Origin of the sequence: Clostridium sp. 2218st1_F5_2218SCRN_220325, assembly GCF_039062665.1 — a bacterium.
Classification (GTDB): Bacteria; Bacillota; Clostridia; order Peptostreptococcales; family Peptostreptococcaceae; genus Intestinibacter.
This window is the reverse complement of the sequence record NZ_JBCLNH010000021.1, coordinates 43,220-61,639: the sequence shown is the minus strand read 5'-3', so window position 1 is coordinate 61,639 and position 18,420 is coordinate 43,220. Positions and strand designations below refer to the sequence as shown.

At 29.5% G+C, this 18,420-nt stretch carries 19 protein-coding genes; 6 read left to right on the top strand and 13 right to left on the bottom strand.

Going from position 1 to position 18,420, the window contains the following annotated elements; translation table 11 throughout:
- The 10 genes from ABCM86_RS12160 to ABCM86_RS12115 form a co-directional block, all read right to left on the bottom strand.
- The coding region (locus ABCM86_RS12160; RefSeq protein WP_195930770.1) for a GTP-binding protein at positions 1–103 on the bottom strand (103 nt) is incomplete at its 3' end.
- 60 nt (positions 104–163) lie between these two features.
- Entirely contained in the window at positions 164–826 is a 663-nt protein-coding gene (gene sigH / locus ABCM86_RS12155) for an RNA polymerase sporulation sigma factor SigH (RefSeq protein ID WP_295675825.1), read from the bottom strand.
- Positions 827–887: 61 nt separating this feature from the next.
- The gene (locus ABCM86_RS12150) at positions 888–1,418 is read right to left on the bottom strand and encodes an NYN domain-containing protein (protein ID WP_195930772.1); all 531 of its coding nucleotides are present in this window, start codon (positions 1,416–1,418) and stop codon (positions 888–890) included.
- Positions 1,418–2,152 carry a 23S rRNA (guanosine(2251)-2'-O)-methyltransferase RlmB gene (rlmB, locus tag ABCM86_RS12145; RefSeq protein WP_195930773.1) on the bottom strand — a complete coding sequence of 245 codons (735 nt, stop codon included), beginning with the start codon at positions 2,150–2,152 and terminating at the stop codon, positions 1,418–1,420. The genes ABCM86_RS12150 and rlmB overlap by 1 nt, the downstream gene beginning before the upstream one ends.
- Positions 2,153–2,164: 12 nt before the next feature.
- Positions 2,165–2,923, bottom strand: a complete 759-nt coding sequence (gene thyX / locus ABCM86_RS12140; protein ID WP_195930774.1) for an FAD-dependent thymidylate synthase — start codon at positions 2,921–2,923, stop codon at positions 2,165–2,167.
- A gap of 216 nt (positions 2,924–3,139) precedes the next feature.
- Complete coding sequence (locus ABCM86_RS12135; RefSeq protein ID WP_330593259.1) at positions 3,140–3,535, bottom strand: ribonuclease III domain-containing protein; 396 nt, start codon at positions 3,533–3,535, stop codon at positions 3,140–3,142.
- A gap of 2 nt (positions 3,536–3,537) precedes the next feature.
- Positions 3,538–4,938, bottom strand: a complete 1,401-nt coding sequence (gene cysS, locus ABCM86_RS12130) for a cysteine--tRNA ligase (protein ID WP_295734422.1) — start codon at positions 4,936–4,938, stop codon at positions 3,538–3,540.
- A gap of 235 nt (positions 4,939–5,173) precedes the next feature.
- Positions 5,174–5,851 carry an HAD family phosphatase gene (locus ABCM86_RS12125; protein ID WP_295675832.1) on the bottom strand — a complete coding sequence of 226 codons (678 nt, stop codon included), beginning with the start codon at positions 5,849–5,851 and terminating at the stop codon, positions 5,174–5,176.
- Between the two features lie 88 nt (positions 5,852–5,939).
- Positions 5,940–6,179: a DUF1653 domain-containing protein gene (locus ABCM86_RS12120; RefSeq protein ID WP_195930778.1), complete on the bottom strand. Its 240-nt coding sequence runs from the start codon at positions 6,177–6,179 to the stop codon at positions 5,940–5,942.
- Positions 6,180–6,192: 13 nt separating this feature from the next.
- A complete protein-coding gene (locus ABCM86_RS12115) occupies positions 6,193–6,552 on the bottom strand; it encodes a VOC family protein (protein WP_195930779.1) in 360 nt (119 codons plus the stop codon).
- A 310-nt stretch (positions 6,553–6,862) separates the two neighbouring features.
- On the opposite strand from ABCM86_RS12115, the gene ABCM86_RS12110 reads away from it, so the two are divergent.
- The 6 genes from ABCM86_RS12110 (at position 6,863) to ABCM86_RS12085 (ending at position 12,346) form a co-directional block, all read left to right on the top strand.
- On the top strand, positions 6,863–7,291 hold the full coding sequence (locus ABCM86_RS12110; protein WP_195930780.1) for a 6-carboxytetrahydropterin synthase: 429 nt from the start codon (positions 6,863–6,865) through the stop codon (positions 7,289–7,291).
- Position 7,292: 1 nt separating this feature from the next.
- The gene (gene queE, locus ABCM86_RS12105) at positions 7,293–7,955 is read left to right on the top strand and encodes a putative 7-carboxy-7-deazaguanine synthase QueE (protein ID WP_343004073.1); all 663 of its coding nucleotides are present in this window, start codon (positions 7,293–7,295) and stop codon (positions 7,953–7,955) included.
- Between the two features lie 52 nt (positions 7,956–8,007).
- Positions 8,008–8,682, top strand: a complete 675-nt coding sequence (queC, locus tag ABCM86_RS12100) for a 7-cyano-7-deazaguanine synthase QueC (RefSeq protein WP_195930782.1) — start codon at positions 8,008–8,010, stop codon at positions 8,680–8,682.
- Positions 8,683–8,698: 16 nt separating this feature from the next.
- Positions 8,699–9,202, top strand: a complete 504-nt coding sequence (queF, locus tag ABCM86_RS12095) for a preQ(1) synthase (protein ID WP_195930783.1) — start codon at positions 8,699–8,701, stop codon at positions 9,200–9,202.
- Between the two features lie 261 nt (positions 9,203–9,463).
- Complete coding sequence (locus ABCM86_RS12090; protein WP_343004074.1) at positions 9,464–10,930, top strand: YdiU family protein; 1,467 nt, start codon at positions 9,464–9,466, stop codon at positions 10,928–10,930.
- Positions 10,931–11,098: 168 nt separating this feature from the next.
- Complete coding sequence (locus ABCM86_RS12085; RefSeq protein ID WP_195930785.1) at positions 11,099–12,346, top strand: NAD(P)-dependent oxidoreductase; 1,248 nt, start codon at positions 11,099–11,101, stop codon at positions 12,344–12,346.
- A gap of 70 nt (positions 12,347–12,416) precedes the next feature.
- Here the strand turns inward: ABCM86_RS12085 and ABCM86_RS12080 are convergent, their stop codons facing one another.
- The 3 genes from ABCM86_RS12080 to ABCM86_RS12070 form a co-directional block, all read right to left on the bottom strand.
- Positions 12,417–13,478: a spermidine/putrescine ABC transporter substrate-binding protein gene (locus tag ABCM86_RS12080; protein WP_343004072.1), complete on the bottom strand. Its 1,062-nt coding sequence runs from the start codon at positions 13,476–13,478 to the stop codon at positions 12,417–12,419.
- A gap of 293 nt (positions 13,479–13,771) precedes the next feature.
- Complete coding sequence (locus ABCM86_RS12075) at positions 13,772–16,012, bottom strand: glycoside hydrolase family 2 TIM barrel-domain containing protein (protein ID WP_343004071.1); 2,241 nt, start codon at positions 16,010–16,012, stop codon at positions 13,772–13,774.
- Positions 16,013–16,301: 289 nt separating this feature from the next.
- Positions 16,302–18,420 (bottom strand): glycoside hydrolase family 2 TIM barrel-domain containing protein (locus ABCM86_RS12070; protein ID WP_343004069.1); only part of this gene is annotated, 2,119 nt, incomplete at its 5' end.

Here is an 18,420-nt window from a genome sequence, read left to right as displayed (position 1 = left end):
TTTTTGTTATTGCAGCTGTTAATGTAGTTTTACCGTGGTCAACGTGTCCGATAGTTCCTATATTAACATGTGGTTTAGTTCTCTCGAATTTAGCCTTTGCCATTTTGAATTACCTCCTAAATAATTTATTATGATTAAAGTGTTTACAATAAGCATTTTACTATTAATTATTTCTGTTTTCAAGATGTTTTTCTAATTTTCTCTTAACTCTTTGTAGTGCATTATCAATAGATTTAACATCTCTATTAAGCATGTTTGCGATATATTGATATGACTTACCACTTAAATATAGTTCTAGGACTTCTAATTCTAAGTCACTTAATAATTCATTCATCTTGTTTTCGATATTTTTTAATTCTTCTTTGCTTATTATCAGTTCCTCTGGATCAGTTACTATACTTGTTGCTATTATATCCAAAAGCGTTCTATCTGATTCCTCATCATATATAGGTTTATTTAAAGAAACATAAGAATTTAAAGGTATATGTTTTTGTCTTGTTGCTGTTTTGATTGCAGTTATTATCTGTCTTGTTATACAAATTTCTGCAAAACATTTAAATGAATTTGTTTTTGTTCCATCAAAATCCCTAACAGCTTTATATAGACCTATCATACCTTCTTGAATTATGTCTTCTTTGTCAGCTCCTACCAAAAAATATGACTTGGCCTTTGCTTTCACAAAGTTTTTATATTTAGATATAATATATTCTAATGCTAGTTTATCCCCTTTATTCGCTTTTAATACTATATTATACTCATCTTGTTGGCTTTTATCCAAATCTTCATAATAATTATAGTTTTTATTGCTATCTTTAGCTAGTAACATGAAATCTCCCCCATTTACAAGTTTCGTGTACTTATATTATAGCTCAACAAATCCAGTATTTTCAATGCTTTCTACGAATGTTCTCAAGTTTCGACAAAGTTATATCATCAAGTCTATCTTCTAAAAAATTTCGTTGAATTTTTCTTTCACTATCTCGTTGTTTTTCTTTTATTTTCGTCAAAGTTTCATCTAGATAGAGTTTTAATTCCCTTGCAGATATTCTTGTTGCACCTTTTCCTAAAATAATTTGTTGTTCTGCATAATCACTTGTAGCAACTTGAATTTTATCATATTTAGATAAAGTACTTATATATTTCTCTATATAACTATCTGCCGTTTGGTGTTCTTTTGTGTATACAATCGTTATATATTTTCGATTTTCTCGTTTTTCCGTACCACCCTTGACATTATATGCATCAAAAACAATAATCGCCTTTTTTCCGTGATATTGCGAATATTCGATTATATAGTGTATTAACCTCTCTCTAGCAGCATCTAAATCTTCTGCAGATAAAATCTTTAATTCTTCCCAATCGTTTATAATATTGTAACCATCTACAATTAAATATGATTTGTACTTTTTCTTTGCCATTAATCCTTCTTCATTCTCTGTCTGAATATTTCATATAGTAATATACCACCTGCAACTGATGCATTTAATGATGATACATTTCCTATCATAGGCATTTTAACTACAAAGTCACAGTTTTGTTTAACTATTCTAGACACACCGAAACCTTCACTTCCTATTACTAAAGCTAATGGTCCTGTTAAGTCTTGCTCATAGAAAACTCCTCCGTCCATATCTGCCGCAGCTATCCAAAGCCCTTCTTTTTTTAATTGTTTTATAGTATTTGCTATATTGGTTACCTTACAAACTGGAACATATTCAACAGCTCCTGCTGAAGCTTTTGCTACTACAGAAGTAATGTGAACTGATCTTCTTTTCGGTATAATTACACCATGAGCACCAACTGCATCTGCTGTTCTTATTATTGTACCAAGATTGTGGGGGTCTGTTATCTCGTCTAATATTATGAAGAATGGATCTTCTCCTCTTTCACGTGCTATTTCAAATAAATCTTCTAATTCATAATATTTATAATCACTTACTACAGCAATAACACCTTGATGTGAATGACTTGTACTTATTTCGTCTAATTTATGTTTATCTACATATTGTATAACTATATTTTTTTCTTTAGCCATACCTATTATTTTTTTGATAGAACCTTCTTTTGATGTATTTGATATCATTAATTTGTCTATTGGTCTATCACTTCTTAAAGCTTCTATAATAGGATTTCTACCTTCTATATTTGCCAATAAATTCACCGCCTATAATGTTTTAAATTTTTGTCTTACTTCTTGTATTTTTCCACATGTCATTTTTCCTTCTGGACATGCTCCATTTAAACAGTTTGGTCCCACATTGTTGAATAATATAGGAGCAACTTCTCTTACTAATTTTAACATTTCTGTTGCTAATTCTCTAATTTCCCATTGTGCTCTTTCACAACATCTATGATGGAAGAAATTATATAAACTTCTAGCGTTTATAGTAAATACCATTTTTGTTTCACATGCATTTGGGAATACATATCTAGCATCTTCTATAGACATTTTTTCAGCTTGAGATTTAGCTTTTTTCTCATTTAAACCTTTATCTAATAAGTCTTGATAGTGTTTTTCGAATAATATTTCTACTAACTTATCATAGTCTTCTTGACATTTATTCATTGATTGAATAAATATTTCTTTAGCTTTTTCGTTTTTTTCTATTTCTGGTGGAATGATATACTCAAATTGGTCAAGTTTTACATATCTTTGAGATTGTTGTGAAAAACTTGCTATTCTATGTCTCACTATTTGGTGAGAACAACTTCTTGATATTCCTTCAATCCCGAAAGTAAATGTAACGTGTTCAATTGGAGATTCATGTCCCATACTTACTAACATATTTAAAAATTTATTTATACTTTCTTCAGTTAGATTTTCTGCAATTTCATCTACACCAACTGGTGAATAACATAACTTCGCAGCCATTGATATTACTTTTTCCGGTTCTGGTGTATGAGCTAATAACTTAACTTTCATCTTTAAAATCCTCCCTTTATTCGTAAGTTTAATATATGAAATAATTTAATTTTACACTCTATTTTACGTGAAATTTATATATAAAATAGACATATAAATTCCATTATACACTAAAACTATATCCTAAAAACATACTATAAAAAATATTATTTATATTACAAAAAACACCACTTTTATTTCACACTTTACAGTATGCCCAAAAGCGGTGTTTTTCTATTACATGTCTCGTTCTATAATTTCAATACCTTTTTGAATGATATATTCTAGTCTTTCTTTCTCTTCTCCAAGATATAAATATCCTATTAAAGCTTCAAATCCAGTTGCATATTTATAGTCAATTATGTCTGCATTTTTAGGCGCTGTATGAGATTTTTGATTTCTACCTCTTTTAAAAATCTTCATCTCTTCTTCTGTTAATTCGTTTTCTATTTCGTGTATTATTGTTGCCTGTGCTTTAGCTTTAGAATATTGTATAGCCAATTTATGAAGATTATTTACTTTTCTATTCATATTTTGTCTTATTAGATGTTCTCTAATATATGATTCATATACTGTGTCTCCTAAGTACGCTAATACTAATGGTGACATAGTTATAAGTTTTATTTTATCCATTTTTATGCTCTCTTCCATTTTACTCCTTGTCTAGTATCTTCAAGGATTATACCTTTATCTAGTAATTGTTGTCTTATTTCATCTGCTAATTGGAAGTTTTTATTTTTCTTAGCTTCTGTTCTTTGTGCTATTAGTTGTTCTATTTCTTCATCTAATATATCTTCTTTTTGATCTTTGTTTACTATATTTAATACGCTAGTTAATTCGTTGAATTCATCTATTACTTTTTGTGCAAATTCTTTAGAAGATTTTTCAGTTACGTTGCTGTTCATGAACTTAGCTAATTCGAATATAACACTTACTGCATCTGCTGTGTTAACATCATCATCCATAGCATCTATGAATTTTTGTCTAAATCCAGCTAATTCTTCTTGTAATTTAGCTTCTTCTTCAGTCATTTTAGAATCTTCAAGATTGTTTATTGTAAATAATGCTTTTTCTTTAGCGTTGTATAATCTTTCAAGTCCAGCTTTAGATTGATTTAATATTTCATCGCTGAAGTTTATTGGATTTCTGTAGTGAGTAGATAACATGAATAATCTAACTACTTCTAAATCAAATATTTCTGCTATTTCTCTAACAGTGAAGAAGTTACCTAATGATTTACTCATTTTTTCGTTATTAACGTTGATATACTCGTTGTGTAACCAGTAGTTTGAGAAATTCTTTCCGCTTCTAGCTTCACTTTGTGCTATTTCGTTTTCATGGTGAGGGAACTTTAAGTCTTGCCCACCAGCATGTATATCTATAGTTTCTCCTAAATATCTGTTAGACATAACTGAACATTCTATATGCCATCCTGGTCTACCTTCTCCCCATGGACTTGCCCATCCTGGTTCGCCTTCTTTTTTAGCTTTCCATAAAACGAAGTCCATTGGATGTCTTTTTTGATCATTTACTTCTATTCTTGCCCCTGCTTCTAATTCTTCTTGTTTTATCCCAGAAAGTTTTCCGTAATCTTTGAATTTCTTAGTATCGAAGTATACATCTCCATTAACTGCATATGCATATCCTTTGTCTTCTAATTCTTTTACGAATGCTATTATTTGTTCTATATTATCTGTTACTCTTGGGTGAACACTTGCTCTTTTTATTCCAAGACCGTCAGCATCTACAAAATATTCATTTATGTACTTATTAGCAACTTCTTCTGGTGTTATATTTTCTTCATGACCTCTTTTTATAATTTTGTCATCTACATCTGTAAAGTTTTGTACAAATGTAACATCATATCCCCTATATTCTAAATATCTTCTTAATGTATCAAATATTATAAAAGGTCTAGCATTTCCTATATGTATAAAGTTGTATACTGTAGGTCCGCATACATACATTTTCACCTTGCCTTCTTCGATTGGTTTAAACTCTTCTTTTTTACGTGATAATGTATTATATAATTTCACGATAATCACCTCTCCTCTAATTAAAATTATTATTTCTATGTCATTAAATATTTCTATATTTTTTCTTTATTTTTTGTATATTTTCAACTGTTTACTATATTATTATACCTTATTACACAATTTTAACAACAATTATAAAACTATTTTTTATTATTTTGATAATAGATACCCAAAATATACATTCTAAAATATTTTTTCTTTTTAAGCCAGTATATAACATAATTTTAAAATATAATTATGCTTTTTTTACTCCACTCAATACATCCTCAAAACTATAAATACTCTCATCAGACATCGAAACTATCTTATTCCAATCATCTTTATAGTATTCATCATATATACCTACTACTTTGCAATGTGCCAATTTAGCACTTTCAACAGCATACAACGCATCTTCAAATACAACTGTATCCTGTGGTTTTTCATTCATATCTCTACAAACTTGTAGATATATTTGTGGATTTCTTTTACTAAGTTCAAAATCTTTATCTGTATAAACCTTATCAAATAAGTCTAATATTTCTGTTCTTTTTAATGCTGCTAGAGCTTGATTTTTTTGTGATGTCGTTAATATACACATCTTATATCCCATTTTATTTAACTGTATTAAATACTCTTTTACGCCTTCTTTTAATGGTATTTCATTTAAATATTTATCTTCTATCATATCTAATATCTGATTTTCGATTATATCTAAACTCTCATTTAGGTTGTATGTACTTTTTAAGTAAGAAGCTGATTCATTTAATGTCATTATATCGATTACTTCTTCTAAATTATCTTGAGCTAATTTACCTTTACTTTGTAGATATATCCTCCCAAGATATTTCCAAAGTTTCATTGAATCTAATAAAGTTCCGTCCATATCAAATATAAGTAATTTTTTATTATGAATAATTCTATCTAGTATCATATTCTTCCTTTCTATATTAATTGTCTTAAATATTTAAAAAACCTATGAATATAGATTTTTCTATAATTACATAGGTTTTAGATATTAATTATTTTCCATTATATAATTCAAATCTATATTTTTGATTTGTTATATTGTCTTCTCTTCCATCTTCAACTTCTTCCATAAACATATCAAGAGGTCTGACAAACATCCCATATGGTGGGTATAATGCTTGGTATGAAACTAGAACTTCTTCTGTTTCAGTATGTGTCACGATATTGTGAACATAATATAATTTTCCTTTAAAGTGTCTGTATGGTCTTTGTACTTCTATTTTTCTAGTCATAATTTTCTCCGTTTTATCTCATTTCTATTAATTGTATTTTTAGTCCGTCTGGGTCATTTACATAGAAAAATTTAGTTTTTGGATTTGGTGATATTATATCAGTAGTTTGATATCCCATTGAATTTAGTTTTTCCATATATTCTTCTACATTTTCTACTTCAAACCCTATTGATATACCACTTCCTGAGTATGTTTTTTCATTTTCATCTTGTATAAGTTCTATTTGTGTATCTCCATCTTTATCAGATAAAAATGCTAAAGTTTTTGAACCAGCGCTAAATTTATTTCGTATTGTTAGGCCAGCTACTTCTTCATAAAATTGTATCGATTTCTCTATATCACTTACTATTATAGTTGTATGTGCATATCTCATTTTTTCACCTCTAAATTTAATATTTATAATGTTTATTTATATTATACATTATAACCTTTTCCAACAAATGTTTTACATTTCCAATTTTTTATGGTAATGTATTATGGTATTAAAATTGAAAGACAGTTCATTTAGACCATCCTGTCTATAAATAAAACTAGGCTATTGAATGAAAAAAGGTTTATTTTTTCGTACTAGTTTTATAGTGCAAAAAAATAAGCCTTTTTTTATTTATAATTTATGCTTAAAAAATTTAGACAAGATAATGAACATGTATTAATAATCAACATAGATATTTCGGGAGGTAAATATGTTTAAAATAAAAAGTCAAATTGAGTTTGATATGGCCCACTACTTAAGTGGCTATGAGGGAAAATGCTCAAACATACATGGTCATAGATATAAATTAATAGTTTCAGTTAAAAGTGAAACACTTCATCAAGAAGGACAACTTAGAGGAATGGTTGATGATTTTGGAAATATAAAATCTAAATTAAAAGAAATAGAAAATTTATATGACCACAAATTAGTCATCGAGGATAATGAAGATGGTCGTTTGGTAGCACAAAAATTGAGTGAATTACCAAATGCATTTAAAGTTCTATTAGTTCCATACAGACCTACTGCAGAAGAAATGAGTAGAGATATTTTTTACAAATTAAAAGATATGGGACTAAATGTTAGCGAAGTAGAATTATTCGAAACACCAACAAATAGTTGTACATATTCGGAGGAATAAGATGTTTAATATTATAGAAAAATTCGTTTCGATAGACGGCGAAGGTCCAACTGCTGGCGAGCTTGCTACTTTTATAAGATTCCAAGGTTGCAACCTTAGATGTTCATGGTGTGATACTACCTATTCTTTTGATAAAAGTGAAATTACAGAAGTTTTATCTGCAGAAAAAATTTACGATTACATAAAAAGTACAGGTGTTTCAAACGTAACATTAACAGGTGGTGAACCTCTGTTTCAAAAGAATATAGACGAAGTTTTATCATTATTAAATGATGATAAAACTCTTGTGGTTCATATAGAAACAAACGGAGCTATAGATATTCTTCCATTCAAAGAAAAATATCCTAATATCATCTTTATATTAGACTATAAACTAAACTCTAGTGATATGACTCATCTTATGAAATTAGAAAATTTCAATCATGTTACTAGTAAAGATGTCTATAAATTCGTATTAGGAAGTAATAAGGATCTTGAAGAGGCGTATAACTTAATCAATAAATTTGATTTAACAAATAAATGTTTAGTTTATTTCAGCCCAGTTTTTAATTCTATTAATTTAGAAGATATTGTTGAGTTTATGAAAGATAAAAACTTAAACAAAGTTAAACTTCAAGTCCAATTACATAAGGTTATCTGGGACCCTAATATGAAAGGTGTTTAATACCTAAATATTAATATGTGAACGGAAATATAAAATTTAAAGGAGATAAATTATGAATAATAATAGTAATAATAATGCTGTAGTTGTATTTAGTGGGGGACAAGATTCTACTACTTGCTTATTTTGGGCATTAGAAAGATTTGATAAAGTTATTGCTGTAACTTTTAATTATAACCAAAAACATAAACTAGAAATAGAATGTGCAAAAAATATAGCTAATGAACTTGGAATAGAACATCATATATTAGATATGGATTTACTTAATCAATTAGCACCAAATGCACTAACTCGTGATGATATAGAAATTAAAGATGGCGAAGAAGGCGAACTTCCATCTACTTTTGTTGAAGGACGTAATATGGTATTTTTAACTTTTGCAGCCATATTAGCAAAAACAAAAAATGCTAGACATATCGTTACAGGTGTATGTGAAACTGACTTTAGTGGATATCCTGACTGTAGAGATGTATTTATAAAATCGTTAAATGTAACATCAAACCTAGCTATGGATTATGATTTTGTAATGCATACTCCTCTAATGTGGTTAGATAAAGCGCAAACTTGGGAACTTGCGGATAAATACGGAAAACTTGAATATGTAAGAGAAAAAACTCTTACTTGCTATAATGGAATAATCGGTGATGGATGTGGTGAATGTCCTTCATGCAAACTAAGACAAAATGGCTTAGAAACTTATTTAAAACAAAAAGAAGAACTTTGCAAATAGAAAGAGGTATTTATATATGTTAGAAACAGGAAGAAAAGATAAAGAATTAGAAGGTTTAAGCTTACTTGGTAACCAAGGAACTAAATATAAATTTGGTTATGACCCAGATATATTAGAAGTATTTGATAACAAACATCCAAACAATGACTACTTTGTTAAATTCAACTGTCCTGAATTTACAAGTTTATGTCCAATAACAGGACAACCTGATTTTGCAACAATATATATTAGTTACATACCAGGTGAAAAAATGGTTGAAAGTAAATCTTTAAAACTATACTTATTTAGTTTTAGAAATCATGGTGATTTCCACGAAGACTGCATGAATGTAATAATGAAGGATTTAATAAAATTAATGTCTCCAAAATATATAGAAGTTTGGGGTAAATTCACTCCAAGAGGCGGAATAAGTATAGATCCATATTGCAATTATGGAATCCCAGGCACAAAATATGAAAAAATGGCCGAACATAGAATGATGAATCACGACTTATATCCTGAAAAAGTTGATAATAGATAATAAAAAATATTGATATAAATTAAAATATATAAAAAGACGATAAGTAAAACCTCCCTATCTTATTTTTAGGTGTCGTTTATTTATTGTCTTTTTCATTTTTAAAATTTATACATTATATAATATACTTTTTATCCAATTTTTCTTCATAGTTAATAATATACTCAAGTTATTTTATCTATTTTTAAGGGTATATTATTAAAATAAACAAAAATATGAAGGGAGGATATGAGTAATTATTTTTATAATTTACTCAAAATATTTATGATAAATAAAATTTCTAATACTGGATTTAATTTTGATAATTCATATATCGAACTTCCCCCAGAATTCTACAGCCCTGCAAATCTACAACCTGTAAAATCACCACAATTAGTCATATTAAACAATGAATTATCTAACTCTCTAGGATTAAATACAGATTTTCTAAAATCACAAGAAGGCATATATATTATGTCTGGAAATATAAAAATCCCAGATGGCGCATATATATCCCAAGCATATGCAGGTCATCAATTTGGAGGATTTACAATGCTCGGTGATGGTCGTGCATTATTGATTGGTGAACAAATTACTCCATCTAATCAGAGATTTGATATACAACTTAAAGGCTCTGGAAGAACACCTTATTCTAGAAATGGCGATGGTAGAGCTGTGCTTGGTCCTATGCTGCGTGAATATATCATCAGCGAGGCAATGCATGGACTAAAGATTCCTACTACTAGAAGTCTATCTGTTATTTCTACTGGTGAAAATGTATATCGTGAAACTATTCAACAAGGTGCCATATTAACAAGGGTTGCATCTAGTCATATTAGATTCGGAACATTTGAATATGCTGCATATATGCTTGATTATGAAAAACTAAAAAAACTATCAGATTATACAATTAAAAGACATTTCCCCTTTTTAGAAAACAACGAAAATAAATATATAAATCTTTTAGATGAAGTTATAAAACTCCAAGCATCACTTGTTGCTAAATGGCAAAGTGTCGGATTTATACATGGTGTTTTAAATACAGATAATATGAGTATTTGTGGTGAAACTATAGACTATGGACCTTGTGCATTTATGGATGTCTATAATCCCGATACTGTATTTAGCTCTATAGATACAAATGGTAGATATGCATATAAAAATCAAATCGCAATCGTAAATTGGAATTTATATAGATTAGCAGAGACTCTACTTCCACTAATAAATTCTGATGAAAATAAATCTATCGAGATTGCACAAAACTCTTTATCTAAATTTATCAATCTTGCTACGTCTAATCTAAGTCATGAAATGTGTTCTAAGATAGGAATATTTGAGCCAAAAACTAGTGACATTGATTTATTAAATGAACTACTTAATATGATGCAAAAATATAAAGAAGATTATACTAATACATTTATAGCTCTGACATTCAATGATTTGCCTCAAAAAGGAATGTTTATAAGTGAGGAATTTATAAATTGGAAAAAGAAATGGGAAGAAACACTCACTCTTCAAAACAAATCAAAAGATGAAGTTTTCGACTTAATGAAAAACTCTAATCCAGCAGTTATTCCTAGAAATCATAGAGTTGAAGAAGCTTTATCAGCAGCTAATAATAGAGATTTTTCTGTAATGAATAATCTTTTAAAAGCTTTATCTAATCCATTTGAGCATTCGGAATTTCAAAAGGAATATGCTAAACTCCCATCTACTCCACAATGTAATTATAGAACTTATTGTGGAACTTAATTTTAAAAATAAGCGTTATAACACTACAATATAACGCTTATTTTTTATGCTTACTTTATGTCCTATTTACCCCATTTTTATTTGTATTTCAAAATCTAGTGTATTCAATACACAGTATATTTCTGATATAATATTAATACTATAAATTGGGAACTAAGGAGGTTTACAATGATAAATAATTTACAAGAAGCTCAAAACTGCCTTCTTTGCAAAAAGCCTAGATGTCAGACTAACTGCCCTATAAATACACCAATTCCTCAAGTAATTGAGTTATATAAAAATGGGGAAATCGAAAAAGCAGGGGAAATATTATTTAATAACAATCCCTTATCTGTTATTTGTGCAATAGTATGTCCGCACGAAAGACAATGTAGAGGAAACTGTATCAGAGGTATAAAAAAAGAACCTGTCCATTTCCATTCAATTGAAGAGGAAATCTCAGCGAAATATTTAGAAACTACAAAATTTGAAAAACCTGAAAGCAACGGAATAAAAGTAGCTATCATAGGTTCTGGACCAGCTGGTCTTACTGTTGCATTTGATCTTGCTAAAAGAGGATATGATGTAACAATATTTGAAAAAAATGAAAGAATTGGTGGGGTATTAGCATATGGTATTCCTGAATTCAGATTACCTAGAAAATTAATAGATTTATTAGTTGCTCGTCTTTTAGACCTTGGCGTTAAAATAAAAATAAATTCTATCGTAGGTCCTGTAGTAACATTAAATAAATTATTTAAAGACGGTTATAAATCAATCTTTATCGGAACAGGAGTATGGAATCCAAAAAGACTTGATATAAAAGGTGAAACATTTGGTCATTCTCATTACGCTATAGATTATTTAAAAAGTCCACAATACTACTCTTTAGGTAAAAAAGTTGTAGTTATCGGTGCAGGTAACGTGGCTATGGATGCTGCTAGAACTGCAAAAAGAAATGGTGCAGAAGAAGTCTATATAGCTTATAGACGTAACTTTGAAGATATGACAGCAACAAAACATGAAATATCAGAAGCTCAAAATGAAGGAGTTTTATTCAAAACATTTGAAGCTCCTGTTGAAATTGTAGATGAAGGTATAATCCTTGCTCGTACAGAAAAAGTAGAAGTTGACGGAAGAAGTAGTGTATCTATTGTCCCTGATAGTGAATATTTATTTGAATGTGACTCTATCTTAATAGCTGTAAGTCAAGCACCTAAAAATACTATAGTAGTTAATAATAAAGGTGTTGATACTACTAAACGTGGTCATATCGAAACAGATGAAAAAGGTCATACTACAAAAGAAGGCGTATTTGCATGTGGAGATGTTGTTCTTGGTGCAAGTACTGTAATACAAGCCGTAAATTCAGCTAAAATAGTTAGTGAATCTATGCATGAATATTTACAAGAAGTAGCTGAAGAAGCAGCAATTTAATAAATAAAAAAACAGTATTGAAAATCTAATTAGACACTCAATACTGTTTTTTATTGTTCCATGTGGAACCTTAATTATTATCTATTTTTATAGCAGTCCATGCATCATCATACATTTGCTTAGTCTTTAAATCAAAGTCTTTATATAATTCACATCTACTCATAATCTCTTTAGTCATATAAGCATTTGGATTATCTTGAATTTCTTTTGGTTGTGCTAATCTAGCTTCTTTATTTGGTGTTGTATACCCTATTTCATCAGCTATTCTTAATGCACTTTCTTTATCACTGACAAAGTTTATGAATTTTTCTGCACCTTCTACATTTTTAGCATTTGAAGTTATACATAAACTATCAATCCAGAAGTTTGCTCCCTCTTTTGGTACAATATAAACTAAGTTTGGATATTCGTCTTGAAGATTTAGACCTTCTCCAGACCAAATCATATTTATATTAGTTTCGCCTGCTGGTATCATAGTTGTTCCGTTATCTACTCCATATATAGGATTGATTAACTTTCTTTGTTCTAATAATAATTCCTTGGCTTCGTTTATTTCGTCTTTATTAGTTGAGTTTAAAGAATATCCTAGTTTCTTTAATGCTACACCTATTGTATCTCTATATGTATCAAACATAAAAATCTGATCTTTATATTTTTCATTCCATAGTATATCCCAACTATCTACTTTTTCTTTTACTACATCTTTATTGTATATAAGTCCTACTGTACCGAACATATATGGTACTGAATATTTATTTCCTGGATCCATATCTAAATTTAGATATTGTTCATCCATTTGAGATATGTTTGGTATGTTTTCTTTATTTAATTCTTGAACTAGACCTTTTTCAATCATTCTAGGCATTAATGCATCTGATACTAAAACAACATCATATTGACCTGCACCACTGTTTATTTTTTGATACATAGCTTCCATATCATCAAAAGTTTCCATGTTTACTTTGATGTTGTATTTCTTTTCAAATTCTTTTATAGTTTCATCATCGATATTTTCTCCATAATTGAAGAAATTAATTTGTTCTTGTTGTTTTTTGCTACAACCTGATAATAATGTAGTCATAATCATCATTATACACAGCGATATAACTAATATTTTTGATATTTTTTTCATAATATACTCCTTTCAATTTAATAAACTCCTCTTATCAATATTTAGATACTAAATTATATCATTAAAAATAATTATTTTCTCTTAATATATTCGATACTAAATAAGAAAATCCTTACTTCTAATAACATTAATAATATTATCGCTATAATTTTTACCCAATTTTCTTCTACAAATGTATAATTTTAAAAAATATATTTAATTTTTACATTGTCATTTATTTTTCTACATAAGAAAAAGACGACCAAAATGGTCGCCCTTTAATTATATATAATTTGTTATGAAAATATTTTATACTATTGTACTACAGCAACTTCATTTAATTTTGCATTCATTTCAAGTAATTGTTCTTTAGTTAAAGTTACATTACATGCTCCAAGAAGTGATGTTAATCTAAGAACTGTGAAGCTTCCTAACATTTTCATCATAGGTCCCATGTCAGTTTGTTCTGATTTTCCACCCATAATTCCACCAACAGCTGGTGCCATGATTTCAGAGAATACTCTAGCTCCTTCTTCAGATTTAACTATGTCTTCTATTTTACTGTTAAGAGAGTAATATCCTTCTGGTGCTACTACATCGAACCAGTTTAATATTGCTCCTTTTTCTTTTAGACGGTATTCTTCGTTGAATACTTCTACTTTTCTAAGGAAACTTTCATCTCTACATTCACCAGCTATAGCTACTAAATTAGTTTCTCCTGTATTTGGTACTTCAAAATAGAAGAAGTGTTCTGGTGAAGTTTGTTTTCCTAAGCTAACACCATTAGCAAATAACTCTACTTCTGGTTGGTTTGAGTAAACAGTTACTTTTGTAGTTTCTTCTACTCTGTCTACATATCTTTTACCACAGATGTGTACGAATGGATCATCTGATAACCAAGCTTTGTAAGCGTAGAATGAATCCTTTTTATATTTACGGTCAAATGTCATTAAACCTTTATGGTTTTGTCCATTTTCCCCACCTTCATTTCTTGAGTCTGCACCGAAGTCAAACATGTTCCATACATGTGTTGCCCACATATATTTTCTTGTGAAGAATTGTTTGATTAATTCTTCATGGTAGTATGCTTGATATTCTTCTGTATAGTCACCTTGTTGTGGGTCAGAAGTATGCCAGTTTAATGCTTCACAACCATATTCACTACAACCTATTGGTATGTTTGGATATTTAGCATGGAATTCGTCAAACCAAGGTCCATTTTGAGAAGTATCTCCTCCATACCATCCGAAGTAGTGATTGTATGATACTGTATCTGGTATTTGAACATATGGGTCATCCATGCTACACATAGATACACAAGCCATAGTTGTTAAACGAGTTTTGTCCATTTCATGAACTAAATCATTTAATATTACATGGTTTTCTCTTAAATCTTCATCAGAATCACCATGCATTGTTATTTCATTTGATAATCCCCATACAACTATTGATGGATGGTTGTAGTTTTGAACTACTAATTCTTTCATTTGAGTTATTGTGTTTTCTCTACCATTTGGCATATGAGTTGATATGTATGGTATTTCAGCCCATACTACCATACCTCTTTCATCACATAAATCGTAGAAGTATTGGTCATGTTGGTAGTGAGCAAGTCTTATTGTAGTTGCTCCAACTTCACATATTAAATCCATATCTTCGTCGTGATGTTCTTTAAGTAATGCATTACCTACTCCCCATCTATCTTGGTGACGAGATACACCTCTTAATGGATATTCTTCCCCATTTAATATAAATCCGTTTTCTGGGTGTATTTCAAAAGTACGGCATCCAAATCTTGCGCTTACGTTGTCTAAAACTTCATCTTCTGATTTTAAACAAACTTCTGCAGTGTATAGATATGGATCTTTTTTACCATGCCATAAATGTACGTTTTCTATTTCGAAAGATGCTACAGTTTGTGAAGCAGGTGTTTCTTGTTCTGCAACAACATTTCCTTCTGCATCTTTTAATGTATATACTAATTTTTGATTTTCTTTTACGTTTTTAACGAATACTTCAACTTCAACTTTAGCATTTTCACCTACTACTTCTGGAGTTACTTTTATACCAGGTGTTCCGTAGTATTCTAAATCAAAGTGTGATTCACTTACAGCGATTATATTTAAATCTCTGTATATACCACCATAGAAAGTGAAGTCTGCATTTTGTGGATATACTCTATCATTTGGAGAGTTATCTACTTCAAATACGAATAAGTTTTTATCTTCTAATACATCAGTTATATCAACTCTCCAAGTTGAATAACCCCCGTCGTGGTTAGCTAATTTTTTACCATTTACATATACTATTGCTGAAGAGTTTGCACCTTGTATTTCTAAGAAATATCTATCAGCTTTTGGTAAATCCATTTTTTCAAGTTCTTTCGCATAGAAAGCAGTTCCTCTATAAAGGTCATTTCCACCATCTTGTCCATCTATATCATTCCAAGTATGAGGTATATTAACCCAGTTCCATCTTTCAGGCATTGTAGTTGGAGCTTCTAAAGCTTCTTTAGAGAATGCCCATTTTGTGTTGAAATTATATATTTGTCTCATATATATCCTTCTCCCCTCATTTTATATGTCAAAATTTAATATTATATTCTAAACAAAGTAAAGTTAGAATATTATATTTATATCATAAGTAATAACTATAATACTTAATTATGTCGTTTTGTGTTATTACTTTATTTAACAGTATGTTAATTATATCACAAAAAACGTTTTTCCTCATCAATATATACGTTTTTTTTATTAATATATCCGATATTTATTGTCTTATTCTAAAAATAAAAACGACTTATATATAAGTCGTTTTTATTTTTAATTTTAAAAAGTTAGTATTTTATTGTGCAATTTGATTTAATTTATCATTTAAGTCAAGTAATTGTTCTTTTGTAAAGTCTACATTTGTAGCACTAAGAAGACTTATATATCTAAGAACTTTAAATGCTCCTAACATCTTCATTTTTTTCTTTACTTCTTCTTCAGTTTCATTTGTTGAGTTATTTCCCCAACCAGAACCTCCACTCTTCATAAATTCCATAAATAATTTTGCGCCTTCTTCTGATTTCATTATATCTTCTATTTTACTATTAAGAGATAAGTATCCTTCTCTTTCATTAATATCAAACCAGTTTAATATAGCTCCTGTTTCTTTTAATCGATAATCTTCATTGAATACTTCTACTTTTCTGATGAAACTTTCATCTCTGCATTCACCAGCTACAGCTACTAAAGTAGTTTCACCTGTATTTGGTACTTCAAAATAGAAGAAGTGTTCTGGTGAAGTTTGTTTTCCTAAACTAACACCATTAGCAAATAACTCTACTTCTGGTTGATTTGAGTAAACAGTTACTTTTGTAGTTTCTTCTACTCTATCTACATATCTCTTAGAGCATATATGTACGAATGGATCATCTGATAACCAAGCTTTGTAAGCGTAGAATGAATCCTTTTTATATTTACGGTCAAATGTAACTAAACCTTTGTGGTTTTGTCCATTTTCTCCACCTTCATTTCTTGCATCTGCACCAAAGTCAAACATATTCCATACATGTGTTGCCCACATATATTTTCTTGTGAAGAATTGTTTTATTAATTCTTCGTGGTAGTATGCTTGATATTCTTCTGTATAGTCACCTTGTTCTGGGTTAGAAGTATGCCAGTTTAATGCTTCACAACCATATTCACTACAACCTATTGGTATATTTGGATGTTTAGCATGGAACTCATCAAACCAAGGTCCATTTTGAGAAGTATCTCCTCCATACCATCCGAAGTAGTGATTGTATGATACTACATCTGGTATTTGTACATATTCATTGTCCATACTACACATAGATACACACGCTATAGTTGTTAAACGAGTTTTGTCCATTTCATGAACTAAGTCATTTAATATACGGTGATTTTCAACTAAGTCTGGATTATCTTCTCCACCTATAGTTATTTCATTTGATAATCCCCATACAACTATTGATGGATGGTTGTAGTTTTGAGCTACTAATTCTTTCATTTGAGATATTGTATTTTCTCTACCATTTGGCATATGGCTTGATATATATGGTATTTCAGCCCATACTACCATACCTCTTTCGTCACATAAATCGTAGAAGTATTGGTCATGTTGATAGTGAGCAAGTCTTATTGTAGTTGCTCCTACTTCACATATTAAGTCCATATCTTCATCATGATGTTCTCTAAGTAATGCATTACCTACTCCCCATCTATCTTGGTGACGAGATACACCTCTTAGTGGATATTCTTCTCCATTTAATATAAATCCGTTTTCTGGATGTATTTCAAAAGTACGGCACCCAAATCTTGTGCTTACATTGTCTAAAACTTCATCTTCTGATTTTAAATAAACTTCTGCAGTATAAAGATATGGATCTTTTCTACCATGCCATAAATGTACGTTTTCTATTTCTAAAGATGCTACAGTTTGTGAAGCAGGTGTTTCTTGCTCTACAACAACATTTCCTTCTGCATCTTTTAATGTATATATTAATTTTTGATTTTCTTTTACATTTTTAACGAATACCTCAACTTCAACTTTAGCATTTTCGCCTACTACTTTTGGAGTTACTTTTATACCAGGTGCTCCATAGTATTCTAAATCAAAGTGTGATTCATTTACTGCTATTATATTTACATTACGATAAAGTCCACCGTAGAATGTAAAGTCTGCATTTTGTGGATATACTCTATCATTTGCAGAGTTATCTAATTCGAACACAAATAAGTTTTTATCTTCTAATACATCTGTTATATCAACTCTCCAAGTTGAATAACCTCCATCATGGTTAGCTAATTTTTTACCATTTACATATAATATTGCTGAAGAATTTGCCCCTTGTATTTCTAAGAAATATCTATCAGCCTTTGGTAAATCCATTTTTTCAAGTTCTTTCGCATAGAAAGCAGTTCCTCTATAAAGGTCATTTCCACCATCTTGTCCA